Origin of the sequence: Cellvibrio sp. ARAG 10.3 (assembly GCF_051846955.1) — a bacterium.
Taxonomy (GTDB): Bacteria; Pseudomonadota; Gammaproteobacteria; order Pseudomonadales; family Cellvibrionaceae; genus Cellvibrio.
Genome location: NZ_JBPYCU010000013.1, coordinates 1 through 15314, shown reverse-complemented (window position 1 = coordinate 15314; position 15314 = coordinate 1). Strand labels below are relative to the sequence as shown.

General features: G+C 50.2%; 17 protein-coding genes. 11 read left to right on the top strand and 6 right to left on the bottom strand.

All coding sequences use genetic code 11. The features are described from left to right. Positions 1 to 28 precede the first annotated feature (28 nt). The 5 genes from ACSV5M_RS15585 to ACSV5M_RS15565 form a co-directional block, all read right to left on the bottom strand. Positions 29 to 1975, bottom strand: a complete 1947-nt coding sequence (locus ACSV5M_RS15585; protein ID WP_439177194.1) for a TonB-dependent receptor plug domain-containing protein — start codon at positions 1973 to 1975, stop codon at positions 29 to 31. Between the two features lie 917 nt (positions 1976 to 2892). Next, the gene (locus ACSV5M_RS15580) at positions 2893 to 3387 is read right to left on the bottom strand and encodes an IS3 family transposase (protein ID WP_439177193.1); all 495 of its coding nucleotides are present in this window, start codon (positions 3385 to 3387) and stop codon (positions 2893 to 2895) included. A gap of 608 nt (positions 3388 to 3995) precedes the next feature. Continuing rightward, positions 3996 to 4355 (bottom strand): hypothetical protein, encoded by a 360-nt coding sequence (locus tag ACSV5M_RS15575; protein WP_439177191.1) that lies wholly within the window; start codon positions 4353 to 4355, stop codon positions 3996 to 3998. 107 nt (positions 4356 to 4462) lie between these two features. Beyond that, positions 4463 to 4792, bottom strand: coding sequence for a hypothetical protein (locus ACSV5M_RS15570; RefSeq protein ID WP_439177190.1), 330 nt, complete (start codon positions 4790 to 4792; stop codon positions 4463 to 4465). Between the two features lie 37 nt (positions 4793 to 4829). Then, positions 4830 to 5177 carry a hypothetical protein gene (locus ACSV5M_RS15565; RefSeq protein WP_439177189.1) on the bottom strand — a complete coding sequence of 116 codons (348 nt, stop codon included), beginning with the start codon at positions 5175 to 5177 and terminating at the stop codon, positions 4830 to 4832. Between the two features lie 508 nt (positions 5178 to 5685). Here ACSV5M_RS15565 and ACSV5M_RS15560 point away from each other — a divergent pair. After that, positions 5686 to 5970, top strand: coding sequence for a hypothetical protein (locus ACSV5M_RS15560; protein ID WP_439177187.1), 285 nt, complete (start codon positions 5686 to 5688; stop codon positions 5968 to 5970). Here the strand turns inward: ACSV5M_RS15560 and ACSV5M_RS15555 are convergent. After that, positions 5965 to 6294 (bottom strand): hypothetical protein, encoded by a 330-nt coding sequence (locus ACSV5M_RS15555; RefSeq protein ID WP_439177185.1) that lies wholly within the window; start codon positions 6292 to 6294, stop codon positions 5965 to 5967. The two genes, ACSV5M_RS15560 and ACSV5M_RS15555, sit on opposite strands and share 6 nt — an antisense overlap. 225 nt (positions 6295 to 6519) lie before the next feature. On the opposite strand from ACSV5M_RS15555, the gene ACSV5M_RS15550 reads away from it, so the two are divergent. From ACSV5M_RS15550 to ACSV5M_RS15505, 10 genes are all read left to right on the top strand, one after another. Beyond that, positions 6520 to 7368, top strand: a complete 849-nt coding sequence (locus tag ACSV5M_RS15550; RefSeq protein ID WP_439177184.1) for a ParA family protein — start codon at positions 6520 to 6522, stop codon at positions 7366 to 7368. A 239-nt stretch (positions 7369 to 7607) separates the two neighbouring features. Next, positions 7608 to 8036 carry a hypothetical protein gene (locus tag ACSV5M_RS15545; RefSeq protein WP_439177183.1) on the top strand — a complete coding sequence of 143 codons (429 nt, stop codon included), beginning with the start codon at positions 7608 to 7610 and terminating at the stop codon, positions 8034 to 8036. Beyond that, a complete protein-coding gene (locus ACSV5M_RS15540) occupies positions 8033 to 9703 on the top strand; it encodes a ParB family protein (protein WP_439177182.1) in 1671 nt (556 codons plus the stop codon). The genes ACSV5M_RS15545 and ACSV5M_RS15540 overlap by 4 nt, the downstream gene beginning before the upstream one ends. A gap of 39 nt (positions 9704 to 9742) precedes the next feature. After that, the gene (locus tag ACSV5M_RS15535) at positions 9743 to 10309 is read left to right on the top strand and encodes an STY4526/YPO1902 family pathogenicity island replication protein (protein WP_439177181.1); all 567 of its coding nucleotides are present in this window, start codon (positions 9743 to 9745) and stop codon (positions 10307 to 10309) included. Then, positions 10309 to 11679, top strand: coding sequence for a hypothetical protein (locus ACSV5M_RS15530; RefSeq protein WP_439177179.1), 1371 nt, complete (start codon positions 10309 to 10311; stop codon positions 11677 to 11679). The genes ACSV5M_RS15535 and ACSV5M_RS15530 overlap by 1 nt, the downstream gene beginning before the upstream one ends. A gap of 410 nt (positions 11680 to 12089) precedes the next feature. Continuing rightward, entirely contained in the window at positions 12090 to 12563 is a 474-nt protein-coding gene (locus ACSV5M_RS15525; RefSeq protein ID WP_439177178.1) for a hypothetical protein, read from the top strand. A gap of 58 nt (positions 12564 to 12621) precedes the next feature. Further along, positions 12622 to 13308: a DUF2786 domain-containing protein gene (locus tag ACSV5M_RS15520; protein ID WP_439177176.1), complete on the top strand. Its 687-nt coding sequence runs from the start codon at positions 12622 to 12624 to the stop codon at positions 13306 to 13308. Continuing rightward, complete coding sequence (locus ACSV5M_RS15515) at positions 13305 to 13574, top strand: hypothetical protein (protein WP_439177174.1); 270 nt, start codon at positions 13305 to 13307, stop codon at positions 13572 to 13574. The genes ACSV5M_RS15520 and ACSV5M_RS15515 overlap by 4 nt, the downstream gene beginning before the upstream one ends. 30 nt (positions 13575 to 13604) lie before the next feature. Further along, on the top strand, positions 13605 to 14432 hold the full coding sequence (locus ACSV5M_RS15510; RefSeq protein WP_439177173.1) for a PFL_4669 family integrating conjugative element protein: 828 nt from the start codon (positions 13605 to 13607) through the stop codon (positions 14430 to 14432). Between the two features lie 165 nt (positions 14433 to 14597). Next, positions 14598 to 15074, top strand: a complete 477-nt coding sequence (locus tag ACSV5M_RS15505) for a hypothetical protein (protein ID WP_439177172.1) — start codon at positions 14598 to 14600, stop codon at positions 15072 to 15074. Positions 15075 to 15314 lie beyond the last annotated feature (240 nt).

The window sequence follows — 15314 nt, the reverse complement described above, 5'->3', positions numbered from 1 at the left end:
ATCGCACACCGCTAACATGATCAATGCCTTACAGCTCCCATATCAATTTGCCATAAAGTGCGCGCTCATATTCACTGCGACCCAGCGATGCGCCGAACTCGGGATGCGCCTGGTCAATAAGGTTTTGCCCCACCAGAGAAATTTCCAGATGGCGGCTGATCTCCCATGCTACACGGACATCCAGCGCAGTGTAAGCCGGGACCTGTGAGCCCTTGAGTTCATCTACATAACGCAGGGTTGAATCAAGGGTTACCTGCGGCGAGATATCATAAGACGAGCGCAGGGACGAGTAAAAATTCGGATCATCGCTGGCCATGGTATTAGCGATGTCGGTGCTGCCGGGCTTTAGATAAACATCAAATTCCTGGGCCACCAGGCTGGCATGTAATCGCCAGTTATGCAGCGGCTGCCAACTGCCCCAGAGTTCCACGCCGTAGGTATCCGCTGCTGCCCGGTTTTCAAACACAAAACCGGTTGCCGTATCGTTCAGTTCCAGGGTGGGCAACTTGTCGTACTCGCTATAAAACGCCGTAACCGACCACGATACCTGTGCCACAGGCTGCTGGCGATAACCCACTTCATACACATCGGCAACCTCGGAGACAAAATCGGGGCCGCCGGCAATCGCATACTGTGGCTCGCCGTTCACAAGGGGCGGATTGGCCGGGCTGTAAAAATCCCGATCAATACGGGAAGGCGTACGTACCGCGCGCGACACCTTACCCCACAACAATTGGTTGTGGCCGGGTGACCATGCCAACTGCGCACTGGGCATGGATTCCCAACCGGTGAAGGGGTTGTCTTCCCATTTGGCACCGAGCGTCAGGCGCAGGTCCGGGGTAACTTTGATCTCATCCTGAATAAACACGTTGCGCCATTGCATATTCAGGTCGTCGGGCAAGAAAGCAAAAAATGCGTCGTTGTCGATACGGTCTGCCAGGTAACGATAACCGCCGCCCCACATAAACATCTGCCGCTCGCCGATCAGGCACTCGTGCTGCAGCTCCAGATCGATGGTGTTCAGGTGCTGTACAAATGCATTCGGCTGATCGCGCTGCGTATGATCGACATAGCCCTGGAAGGTCAAACGGGAGCCCGGCGCAAATTCGCGGCTGGCGCGGCCGAGCATATTGGCCCCGCTGATTTTTATATCCTCGGTGCCGAATTGATGTAGCCGGCCACGATAAGCATCGCCCTGCAGCGTGAAATGATCATCGTAGCCTGCCCAGTCCGCACGAAAACCCGCCTGGCTTCGCTCCCAGCCGGTATAGGTCGATGCGCCAGCCGCGTTTTCGGTGTCGTCGTGACGGCTGTGCTTGGCGTAGATGCGATAAAACCCCTCGTTGGTCAGCTCACCGCCATGGCGCACTGCCGCCTGCTGCTCATGGACGCTGCCGCCCAGGGATACCAGCTCGCCCTGGGTATCTTCCGCAGAGCGCGTCACAATATTCACCACGCCATTCATGGCGTTCGTACCCCATAAGCTGCCGCCGGGACCGCTGATGACTTCAATGCGATCCAGATCCTCCAGTACAACATCCTGTGCATCCCAATACACACCGGAAAACAGCGGAGAATACACACTGCGTCCATCAATCAATACCAACAATTTATTGGCAAAAGGATTGTTGAACCCCCGCGCCGTTATCGCGTAATTCCGCGCATCTACCCGTGCTACTTGCAGGTTGGGCGCCAGGCGCAACGCCTCTGGCAAGGTGGTGGAACCGGTGCGGCGAATATCCTGCTCGGTGATAACAAAAACCGACGCCGGTTCATTCGCCCAAGGTTTAGGTTTTTTTGAAACAGACGTAACGCGCAAGCTTGCCAGCTCCTCAAGGGACAAATCAGCGAGCGCGTCAGATGCCTGCGACGATTGCGCCATCACCCCGCAGATCAGCGTCGCAACAAAAAATGTGTTATGAAAAATGCGACAGCAACCAAACACCGATTGTTGAAGTTGAGGATTAATTTTCATAGAAAAAGGTGCAGCCATGTTCCGTTAGGGATGTAGTTGGCGCTTTAATTTACAAGAAAGTCAGTCGTAAGCAGCGAAAAGGTTTTTTTCATTATCTATAGCCGTGTGATGATCATAGAACATTAGGCTCAGAGGTCAACGTTATGATAATAAAAGAAAAGTTGATAAACGAGCCCGCTATAGCGATTTTTTCTGCCAGTTTGATTTAATTTATTTGATTGGTGGGTGATTGAATAGCCCGTCTGTTGGAGTAGAGATGTCCATTAGAAACAAGTGTTTTAAAAAGAATACTACTGTGATGTTTAAAATTTTTGAGACTGTAATTAAATCTGTGTAACTGTTTATTATTAACTCTCCTAAAGGAAGGATAAACAGTATGGACCCGAATGGCCTCGAAACATTCGCCCGCGAGGCGGCAAAGTATCTAAAAGCCGAAAAAGATCTGAGTAACTTTACCTAGATGCTGACCAAAGTCGCCGTTGAGGTCGCTATCAATGGCGAGCTTGATGCTCACCTCGGCTACGAGAAGCACAGGAAATCCACCACTACCAATAGCTTAAAGACTTCTTCTTCGGTCTTGTTGTAAAGCCTTTGCTTCTCGCATTTGTCGCTGAGGGCAATTTTTAAGTCCTTGCTGGTGTCTCCTTCCTCGGCTTTATCTTCTTTAGGTAAGCCATGGTCTGTTGGCGGGGCGTAGCAGGTGTAGTGGTCAACAAAAACCGGACAAAAAATTAAGCACACTTTTCAAATTCAATTGGGCTTTTGTAGCTCAGGGTTGAGTGTGGTCTTCGCGAGTTTTACCAAGTCACAATATAAGCTCGCACATCCCGAATCGCATCTTCCCGCCGGCGATATAAATTATCCCTGATCCACCCCCGTTTTAGGTTGCTAAAAAAGCGCTCCACAACAGCATTGTCTCAATAATTTCCCTTGCGGCTCATGGAGCACACCATGCCGTGTTGCTTCAATGAAGCCTGATACTTCAGGCTCGCATATTGCGAACCACGATCCGAGTGATGGATGAGTCCCGCTGATGGTGTGCGCATATTCACCGCCATCATCAATGCGCGAATCATCAGCGACCAGCCAACAACCCGCCTCGAATACAAGTCAATCACCACCGCCAGGTACAGCCATCCTTCCGCTGTCCAAATATAAGTAATGCCAGTCGCCCAAGCTTGATTCGGTGTAACCGGATTAAACTGCCGATCAAGTATATTCTCTGCTACCGGCAATTTATGGTTACTGTTGGTGGTAATGCGAAACTTACGCTTCTGTTTAACTACCAACCCCAGCTTTTTCATCAGTCGTCGTACCCGATACCTTCCTGCCGCAAAACCTTGCGCCTGTAATCGCCGCGCCATGCGTCTGCTGCCCATGCTGCTGTTGGATTCACCAAACAGGGCGCGCATGCAGGTTTCAAGCCTCTACCGCTCCGGATCAGGCTTATCCTGTTGCTGTCCCAGCCACTCGTAATAACGACTGCGACTGACGATTAGAATGCGACACATGTGTTTTACCGGGCAGCGTAAAGCATATTCTCGGATAAACGCAAATCTCACCGCATATTCTTCGCGAAGTAGCTGCTTGTGGATTCAACCGGTCGATGCCTCACCTATACTAAATTCCTGATCGCAAACCAGGGCGATGGCTTCAGATTTGTATTCAGGTGTATTTCTTTCGCGTTTTCTTGGTCATAGGACACCCTAGTGTTTTACGGTATTATCCGCTTTACTTGGTGCCTGGTCTAATTAGACCATTTCAAGGCGTGAGCCGGCTTCCATGGCTCTTCTACTTTTGGGGTAATTTTTTTCCACGTTCCGTATTTTTTTGAGTTTTCCTTTTCTTTGGATTTAATAAGGTGGATATTATAATTAATGCTATGCCGACAACGAACCAGATTTCCATTGAAATACTTCCGCTTTTTCTAGCCGTGGTGTTCTTGCCGTATCTTCATTTTTTAGCTTTCTACGGCATCCATGCGTTTTTACGGCCGGTGTATAATTTGATAGTCTGAGTTTTAATTTAGTATCCCAGGATAGTAGCCGCAAATAGGAAACGTAGTATCGCTTCCTGTAACTTTGCTGCATTGATTATCCTGTACGTAGCATCTAAATCTTTTCCCAGCCGCCAACGCTGTTAATGCGAAATTTACACCTGCTTTGGCTGATTCATTTGAATCGAGTAGGACAACGCCTTCTCCACTAGAGCAAGATGTGGTGACCGGCCTGTCCAGCTTGATGTAATGCAAGTGAAGTTGTCCATAGTCCGACTTCATTACCATTACAGGTATCCCCTCCACGAACCCTTCTGCTAAAAGCTTCCCAGAAAAAAATATGCTGATAATTGCCGCCACATAATTTGCATATCTAAATTTCATCAGTTCTCATTCCTGGTTCAGTTTTCTAATGTTTTGATGAGTAATAACGCTAAAATTAATGCTCGTAGAATTTCTGCTGTTTTCAGAGTAATCTCTGGGTGTCAGGTTTAGAAATTAACGTCGACTCGATACACCTTTGGATGATCTGCGAAACAATCTGCTATGCCCAGTGTGACGGTCTTTTGTGCTATCGCTGCCGCCATTGCTAAAGAATACATTTTACTCCTATCCACCGTTCCGTCTTGAAATTCTATGATTGCTCGACTTTTTGATGGGAGGCAACCTGCTTGCGAGTGAGTAAACGGTGGGTTGATGTAGAGAACGGCATAGTCGCGATAAGTACTCATTTTTGTGATGATGACTTGGTGTGTTGTTTCATTAGCTGCTTGGGTGGTGAGGCATAGTGGCAGCATCAATATTGGAATTAATTTTCTCATCAGTTGTGATTCCTTGAATAAAAATTGGTATAGAGATTTAAATTAGTATGGTGTAGCGGGGTTTTGTGTAAGACGGGCGGTTCTCACAGCTCGCGCCGTTGTCGCTATTTATATAAACGACAATACGTTTCTCTGCGATCTTCGCACTGAGTACTAACGATGATGCTGTATCGCTGTTATTGCACAGCCAGCTATCGGAACCGGAAATTTTAAAAGCGAGTTGCTTCTTCCCATTGTCATCTATGCAGTTGGCATGATCTCCCATGACCCAGGTTACATTGCCTGTGCAACTGATATCGGCGGCGTGACTATGAAGTGAGCCGGTTAGGCCTAATACAAAAAGTGCTTTCCTGATTTTCATTTTCTTTCCTGATGTGCTTAACATTGATCCTTCCTCCATCTGCGGGCTACCTTGCTTGATATCTTCATGCCTTGCTTTGTGTTCCTAATTCTTTTTTGGTGTAGTTAAATTCTGTTCTTTGGCTCGAGGCTCTCTGCTCGCAGCTTCAGTCGCTTGATTGCTTTTTTTTATTACGTGTCTTGATGATATAAACCTTACTGCTGCTGGCAGGTGCTTTTAAGCATTGTCTTTCTCTGTGTTCACGCATGGTTCATTGTGGCTCTGTAGGGTATAAAAACCAAGCTCTAAGCTCAAACCCACGGGGACCCTCTAGCGGGTGCTCAACTCATTTACACCGGTTCTAAAATAGACGGCATTCCGCCGTTCTATACGGATTTGTCTATAATCCATTGGCTGTTTAGGGGCTAGGGGTGAAGCTGGGCTTTGTCTCGCAATCGCAACGGTTGCATGTTACGACGAAGAACGGGCGTGTCCAGGGTCGGGGGGTCGTAAAGTCGGAATATCGGCTTACCTACGCTTGCTGGTGTTCCCAGTGGCAATCTTGTTCTCTCCCTGCAATGGTGCTTCTCGTAAAGCTGCCGGGCGTTCCGGGCTTGAACTGCCAGACGGCCAACTGCTGCGCATTCTACGGTACATCTTCGAAAGTTACTTCGTCATCAATGGCGGGAACATCCTCGCGCTACAACGCATCCTCGGGCATTCGGATTTGAGGGTCACTATGTGTGGCGCACACCTTGTTCCTGAAACATGGCAAGGGTTAGAGGGCTTCGCCTCTCTAACCGTTTTGTTCATCGCTAAAAAGTGGGTAACGTTATGACTTTGCAAGCGTTATATGTTTTATGGCCGGGATTCCTTCATGGCATCCGGATACAAATAAGCTTACCTTTTTGTTGGCGATCTGTGCGGAGAGTAATAGTGAGTAGATTTTTTCGGCATGCGGGTGGGTATTTGGCAATATGAACCAGTCTACTCTTCCGCAATTATCCGGGTCCGCAAGATGGTCATGCTTGATTAGTAGGCCACTATGGCCTGCATGGAAATATAAATTTCCGATTTCTCCAGTTGGGATTTGTCCATCTGCCTTGGTGGCCGCACTTAGAATAAGCAGATTCGCAAATAGAAGCTTCGAGACGATTTTCACCTGAATCCTTCCTGTTACTGTTGTGGTTAAGCGGGTGGTAAGCAATATAAATGGAATATGGGCGCTCAATAAAAAAGGTCAGTAGGCACTAACCTACTGACCCTTGTCGCATATGGTAGCTAGGGGCGGACTTGAACCGCCGACCCCAGCATTATGAGTGTTGGGGCCGGATTTTAGCGGTATTTCATCGCTGACTGTGATGTTAACGGTTGGAGGATGATCAACATGGCTAAAATCTATGCAGTAATCGGTACCAAAGGTGGTACGGGCAAAACCAGCACTACTGTCAATCTCGGATCAATTCTGGCGGACATGGGGAAAAGTGTCCTCCTCATTGACACAGACTTCGCTCAAGCTCTGAGCAAATACTTCAATATCCCCTTCCCGGCGAACGCCGGTCTTACTCAGCTGATCACCAGGGCAGACCCCGCTGGCTGCATCTCACAGACGGGTTTCCCAAGGCTGGACATTATCTTAAACGATGACTCGCTTGGCGATAAAGGCGGGCCAGTCCTGTCCTTCTTGCGCCAAAGTTCCAGTCACATGATCTATCTCAGCCTTGCCCTCCAAAAGCTCGCTGAAGCCTACGACTACATGTTTATCGACACCCAAGGTGCGAGCGGGTTAGTTCAAGAGGCCGCGATCTTAGCGGCGGATGAACTGATAAGCCCTGTCGTTCCTAACTATCTCGATAGTACCGAATTCATTACGGGGACGGTAGGTCTTTTGCGCAAGCTCCTGCCGGCACCTGGAATGAAAACGACGATTGCCGGTAAGCCCTTGGCTCCCTGTAATGTGGTGATCAATAAAATGGGCCGCACCCGGGACGCCAAGAACGTCGTAGACCATCTGCGCAAAGAGTTTGACGAGGCCGGCGATGGACTGGTGCGCGTGCTCAACACTGTCATCCCGGATTTGGCTGTTTATAACAAAGCCGCCGGTGCCTCAGAAGCAGCACATCATTTCGAGCCTGCTCGACCCACCTATTCCCCCAGCGCGAAAGAGACGATGGTCAATCTCGCTTACGAGCTTCAGCCGAAACTGACCGGTACCGAACCCGCGTGGGAGGTGTAAGCCGATGGCGCATCAACAGTTACCTATCAAGACGCTGGCAAGGCGTCACCGTCACGCAATGAACTTTTATCGACCCAAGGAACGAGGCACGTTTGCAAGAGCGTGTTTCTATTCCGCATATCGCTGCGCGCGCGTTCAGCTACAGGCGGGGATATTGGATGCAAATGACTCAACGTCCGGATTCTACGGAGAAGCGAGTCAGGCGCTAAAAAATCGCGGAACTATCCAGGAGGTCGCCAATGTTGAAGTTTAAAAAGTTTCCGAAAGGCGCTTATCGCGACCAGCGCTTCCAACAGTGGGCGACGCGATTTGATGAAAATCTCTATACCTGCGACTTCATGGAGTTTCGTCATGGCGACTCACTCGCGATTGTCGTGCCCATAGGTTTCCACACCTTGTATGCAGATGAATTCGCTGGCCTGCGTCCAGGCCTGTCCTTTGGTGGCAATCAATTTCGTGATCAGGCCGTGCAGCTCTCTATCACAAGCCGCTCTCAATCAGTTCCACTAACCCCGGCTCAGTTGGAGGCAACGATACGCCAGCTTTATGAACGGTGGATTTGTGAGGAGGCGGCTGAACTACAGAGACGAACTCAGGCGATCGGACTAAACATCAATAGCCGTAGCGTTCAGCGATTGAAAAACCAAATCGAGGGCGTTGCTGCATGAGTGACGAAAATCTAAAGGAAAAATCCATGACGTCTAAACGCAAAGCAAAAACCATTGATCTAAGCGAGCGCCTGAATCGTCAGGCACGACAAGCCGAAGTCGTAACGGGCGATCCTGCCGTAGCCACTCGTGTGACGGTCACAATCAAGGAGTTGATTGCTTATGACAAGAACCCTCGCCAGACCCGAAACCCGAAGTACGAAGAGATTAAAGAATCCATTCGTCACCGCGGACTTGATCATGCACCGAACATCACCCGGCGTAGTCCGGATGAACCATACATGATCAAGGATGGTGGTAATACTCGTCTGGAAATTCTGAATGAATTATATCAGGAGACGGGTGACGAAAAATTCTATCGCATCGATTGTATGTTCCATCCGTGGGTGGATGAAGAGGATGCGATTGCAGGGCACCTGGTGGAAAACGACATGCGTGGCGGCATGTTGTTGATTGAACGTGCACTGGCAGCGAAAACGTGGAAAGCCATGCTGGATGAGAAAGCGGGTGAACCTATCTCTCTGCGACAAACCGCTCAGTTAATGACTGAGCGTGGATGGAAAATGGACCCTGGAAATTTATCAGTTTTATTTTTTGCTGCTGAAACACTTTTACCGCTGGTTCCAGACGCACTTTGGGCAGGAGCTGGTAACTCAGTTGTGAAAAGGCTTCGATCAATCGAAAAATCCTATAAAGATTATTGGGAATCGATTGAGTCGATCAGTACCGAACAGCCGAAGGAACCTTGGCAAGATATTTGGTCTCGCACACTGGCCGAGTGCGATGACACCCAATTTGATTTCGATTCTTTTAGAGACCTTGTAGATCTGCGTATCGGCGATGCACTGGATGTCAGCTTCAACACCGTGCGTGCCGAAGTGGATGCGATCCTGGCGGGTGGAAAGCCCTCGGGTATTAAGCCAGCCAACCCCCTTTACGGACGAGATAGGCTTAGTGAAGCCAATCCTGGTGCAACTCAACATCTCAACAGTAACACTTTTGAGGATGAAGGCGGCTCAACAATCACTGCGCCCTCTCATGGTACGACGTTAACCTCAGGGAGAACGACTGACATCGACACGTCGACTCATCTTGGGGTGGACAAAAATCCGTCTCACATATCATCACAAGAAAAGAACCCGGAGGCACTCAAAACCAAGTCTGGAAAATCCAGCCCTACCCTTGAAAGTTATCGCGACCAGGCGTATCGCGCCGCATTGGAACTCATGACAAAGTTGGGGTTGGACCCGTTCATTGAAAAGATTGATGACGGACTGGGCTTTCTTGTTATGCCAGTGCACAACGCACAGATGCTCAAGGGTGCGCATCGTCGTTACTACGTTTACCTCGTGAACCTGTGTGTTATTACCAGCGGGAATTGTGTCGATCCTGTGGCGCGGGAGAAGGCCCAATCCTATCTGCCGTTTTCAACTGACGATTACCTCAGGCATGTTTACCACGAGCATGATCCGACGATTGGCGGACACACGGTGGAAATGATGATGAAGGATTTGTTCCTGCTGCAATGGATGCGATCGTCACCCCATGCGATTGGCAATCGCAATCATTCTGAAGCCATTCTTTTGTCGCTAATTTCACAGATCGAATTCGCCATCGCAGGCCTACGTTATTTAACGAACGACGATGTCAGCCAGTTATTTCAGTAAATGAAGAATTAAAGCGTAGTAATTCCGGGAGGTAAGACTGTGGGCCAACATGAAAATAGAACATCCATTAAAGTGCTGTACGCGCTGAACCGGGAAGCGATTTGCGTCGCTGCATCAGCTGCACAACGGTCAGATTTCAATCTGCTCCAACGACTCGGTATTGATGAGGATTGTATACCGTTATTGAAAAGTATCGGTATCCACGAACTGGATCGGCTACGGGATTTTCAGGCGAGTGTTGTCGACATCCATTTCAATTCACAAACGCTCACGCAATTGCTAAGTCATTTACAGCGCGAAACTCAGCAGGAAGCCCTGGTCGATCGTGCGATTCGCCTGGGCCTACGCCAACCCATGTTGCGCGCTCTGGCCGGTATATCGCGACGTGAGTTTGAGCAACGTCGCGCGATGCTGAAGATGCCTGCCGGTGAGCCAGGCAGGATCGAATCACTGAATGAGCGCGATGAATTACGGGTGTTAAACCTGTGGTTGTCACTGAAGAAGGATGAACCTCAACTCAACGACCTTGAGCGTTTGTGCCGCGTTGCTGAAGAAACGGCACTGTCCGCGGACCGTATCTGGAACGCTGTGATGGAAGGTATCTGATGGTGACGAAACAGATCTCCGACACATCGATAAACACGATGCAGCTCACCCGGCAAATTGATGTCGCCGAGCGCAATCTCCTCACACAACGCCGTCACCAGAAGGAGGCGCCTGCGTCTGATGCCACAGATCCGGGGATGGGCGTTATCTTCACGGGCAATTTTTCGCACTCGATTCCCCACAATTTGCTGTTTGATCCTGTATTGAACCCGGCCGATAAAACGCTGTGGATGATCATCCGCGCGAATATCGTCAACCCACAGGCTCCAGGATACGTTCCGTCTCGCGATGAGCTGGCGATTGCCATGGGTTGTGCTGCACCGACGGTGAGCCGCGCGCGGGCAACCTTGCGAATCGGTCGCTGGATGACATTCCTCCGAACGGTCCGAGACGACCAGAAACGATTTGTCGGTGACATCTATTTGTTGCATGAAGAGCCGCTCAGCCTGGCCGATACGCTGGCCCTGGATGAGGGGTACATTCGCTTTCTTGAAGACCAGGCGCGGGGATCGAGCAAATCCAAGAGCAATCGTCAGTTGGCCGCAAGCATGTTGTCGGACATCGACCGGCTGAAGTCCACGCCTGTCAGTCCAACGCAACGCGAAATGATGGAGCAACGGTTCTCGGTGGCCAGTAAGTTGCCATCTACGGAGCCTCGAAATTCGTTGTCGTTTGTTTTGGGCGAGGATGGCCTGCTTGAGGATATCGGGCCGAGCCAGAGCAAAAATTTTTCTCCGGCTTTTCGGTCATTCCGGGGCGAAAATGCTGAGGAAACCCCAATTTCGGGCGGCCACAGTAAGAATTTTGCTCCGGATAGCCCGACCCAGAGAAAAATTTTTGCTCTGGGTCAAAACAGTCCGGAAAAAATTTTTGCTCTGGACAGTAGTAGTGGTAGTAGTAGTTATATTAATAATAAATATATATCTACGCGCGCGCGTGAGGCGGACAGCAATTCAGCGGCCCAGGTTGCGCCACCACCGCGATCGCCTGGCGACCTTGCAAACCTCAGTCCGGCGGACGTACTGCAACGTCATCAGCTTGGCTTCCTCGTTACTCCCGAATCTCGTGCACAGATCTACGTCTGGGGTTTTCATCTCGTTCACATTCCCGTTATCGCTCGAAAAATCCTGCGGTTATCCCTCGCTGGGCAGTGCGATGTCGCCTACCAATTGTTTGGCCGTCTGGTTGCCAGTCAACACGGCAAGACCGACCCGATCCAGAACCTTGTCGGTTTCACGCATTCGCTGATTACGCGCTACGAAACCGGAACCTTTTCGCTCGACGAATGGGGCGTACAAGCCAGGGAGGTCATTGAAGATCGTATGCCGTGGTATTTGCTGAAAACTGAAGCGACCGATGCAATTCGGTAGCGGTAAGGTGGGCTGTTGTAGCCTACAACACTTCAGAAGGTTAACGAGTTGAGGGGAGTTCAATCAACTAGGACAGTGCATCAGGTGTTGTAGCCTACAACACTCAGGAAGTGGATTAGGTGGTGTCAATGGCAGCACTCGGGGAGTGAACCAGGTGTTGTAAGTTACAACACTCCGAAAAGCGCATGAGGTGCTGTCAGTATCAGCACTCAGGAAAGTGGATCAGGTGTGGGAAGTTACCACACTCCAGAAAGTGAAACAGGTGTGGGAAGTTACCACACTCCGGAAAGTGGATCAGGTGTTGTAAGTTACAACACTCAGGAAGTGGATCAGGTGCGGTTAGTAACCGCACTCAGGAAAGTGGTTCAGGTGCTGTAAGTTACAGCACTCAATGATTTGGAGACAACAGAATGCAAATCGATGATTTATCGGCAGAAGAAGTCGCTTTGATCGATACGCACCGAAAAGCTGAAGCGGCGAGGAAGACGGCAACGGATTTCCATCGCAAAGCGCTGTTTGTTGCGCACGAGTTTGAAGAGTGGTCTGTGCGCACCGGCGAAGGTCTGACCTTCTCAACATTCACTAACACCTTTGGGTATCAGGACAGAGATGGGCGGGAACTGTACGAGGCGGTGAAACGAATCAACGAGGCTGCATGGCCGTTGAAGTGCACCGTAAACAGCATTAAACGAGATCCGACGCTAGAGCTGTTTCCCATGCAGGGGGATAACTCCAATTTGGATCTGGCTGATCGCTTTGTAAAGGTTATTGAGTTGCTGGATGGACTCAGCAGAGAAGAAATATCTTGCCTATTGGCAAATATCAAAGATTGCTGGTGCAGCTACAGAAATCATGAGCGAGCTGCAAAGATTCACGCGATGTAAGTTACATCACTGTTAAATAATTGACATATCTGGCATTAGCAATACGGTGGAGGAAACCATGAAAAATGCGAATGAACGAATTCTTGAAAAGATTAAGAAATGCCTGCGCTTGGCTGCGTCGAGTGACGGCAATGAGGCAGCAACGGCATTGCGCCAAGCACAAGCATTGATGCGCGAGCATCAGTTGGATATCAACGCAGTTGAGTTATCCGACGTTGATTCGGTTTATGCGAAAGCCGGATGGGGTCAGGAGCCGCCGATGTATTTTTCTAACCTTGTGCAACTGATTCAGTTCGCGTTCGGTGTCGATGCGGTTTTTCACGTGAAACGTGGAAAGACGGATGAGGTGGAATACATCGGACTTGGAAGCCAGGCGGAGTTGGCCGCGTATGCCCACGATGTGCTTCGTCGTCAGCTGGTGCGAGATCGATCCGATTATTTGAAAACGCTCAAACGATTCAAGCGAGCAAACAAAACACGCCGCGCTGATTTATTTGCGGAGCAATGGGTTCGTTGCGTTCGCGACACGGTGGTCGCCTTCGCGCAAACCGACGAGCAAAAGCAATTGATCAGTCGATACAAGAAAACACGCTACGACAATTTGGAGGCGGCTAATCCTCGGACGCACGACTACCTGGAACGCGATTATGGCGCGGCACGCGCTGGTTATGCAGCCGGCAGAGATGTGCGTCTGCATCGCGCCGCCGGATACGATCAACGCGATTTGCTGGAGTGCAATGTATGAGTGCCGAGATAAAAAATAACGTGGCGCAGCCAGTCGTGAGTTTGCCGCGGCAGATGCGGGATATTGCGTTGGACCTGTCACAACAAACCTGCAACGCCAACGCGCAGTTTGCGCGTGGATATTGTCGCGGTGGTGCAGTAGCGTTGATGCTGGTGGCGGATATGCTTGATAGAAATGATGCAGATCTCTTCGATATTGAATCGCATTTTTTGACTGTACTCGCGAGTCCACGACTCCAACAAGAGATCTGCGACAGCGCATTTTAGACATTATTTATTGACACAGAGGAACCCGATATGAGCGAAGACATAAACGAGTATGGATCAGATTTACTGGATGACATGGATGAGGATGCGCCAGTCAATCGACTCGACAACTCCCACCCCGATGGAGCGGACACGATTGTCTCGCCGCGCGCGGTTCGTGAACGACCAGGCCGGCTCACAACAGAAGGCAAGATCACTCTGCACACCCGACAAGCGCACAAATTGTTTTATGGCCGTCGGGCAGACAAAGTGAAGAAGGTGTTTCCCGTTGTCGGCTTGGTGCGATTTGCATCCAACGTTGGTTCCATTTGGGCCGCCAGCGAGGCGGACGATCCCTATGCCGATTTGGCGTTGATTGACATTGAACATGAGTTTGAGGATGCGGAGAAAGTGCTCGCGCAATACGCGAAGACAATGGACGACTTGTTAGCGAACGATGTGGATGGCATTAATGTGTCTGTTATGCATTCTGCGAAGCCTGTTGTTCTGGATCTGCAATTCTTTTCGCCTTGGTCATATCAAGGTGCGCGCCTCTTAGCGAAGTACGACAAGCTGGTACTGAAATGTCTGACCGCGAAGCACGTTGGATTAATGTTTGATGAGGATTGGGAGCGTGTCGTGGTGCGAAGCGGTACACGGATACGAGCCATGTTTCAGCGCAGTCAATTCTGGCGGGCCACTGGTGTAACCAGGAATGATATTGCCGCAAACAACAAAGTGGCTCAACGTGCGGAAGAGATCTATGCGAAACATTTGCAGCAGATGTTAGTGATGCCCGATGATGTGTTGCGTGGTGAGAAACGTGCGCGGATGGCTCCAAAAGTGAAACTGGAACAGCCATTGGAACAACACGCGTGAGCATGGCGCAGACTGTTGCCGGACGTTCCGGCGTAAACGATTTGAAAACAGGACGGTAAGATGGCGGTCATTTCTTTAAAAGGCCTTTTAATGGATAAGTGCGCGCCGAGTGTGTCGCGGTGGCGGCGGACGGTCGTGGCGCAGATGGAGGCCACGGAAGAACTTATGCGAGCGGTGGCAGCAGACTTCAGTGAGACCTGTTCGTGTCCCTGGGTGCGGCTCAATGCTGTGAAAGTGCCGACGGCGTCCTACGCGATCAGCAGTACAGAGACTTTGAATTACCGAATTGATCTGCGCTGGCGACTGACAGCACAGGGTGGCGATGTGGCAGGACTCGCCGAATGGACGGCATGTGATTTGCTTGCGGATCGTGACGATGAACGCGGGCAGCAATTAAAAATTCTATGGGAGTTGATCGAACGAGAAACACCGACACTAGCGCAGCAACTGCGTGTCTATGATGCAATCCGGCAGCGGTTCCGGACCGAATATTTCGTGTACTGGCGAATCATCGTCGCGCTGAATGACATTGCTGAGAATGCGGCGTGGGTATTCAATGCGGAGTCTGAGCCAGTGATTTCGCAAGCGCGTTCCAAGTTGCAGAAGTTGGTCGAGCAGCATCGCATCGACCTTGAGATATAAGCGATTCAACCCGTGGATGTGTGGGAGATGATTGCTATCCTGGATACGTTAAACAGGCTCTGTACTGAGGTCGATAACCGGTACAGGTGTAACACAGAAAACCGGATGCAACCGTGTGTTGCATCGGTACAATACGTTCGACTGCTGTAGTTTCCCGGCTGCGGTAGTTCCCTCCCCAACAGCGGGGCCCAGGATGTTTTGGCCCCGCTATCTTTTTCAAACTGTCGCAACAATGTGTCA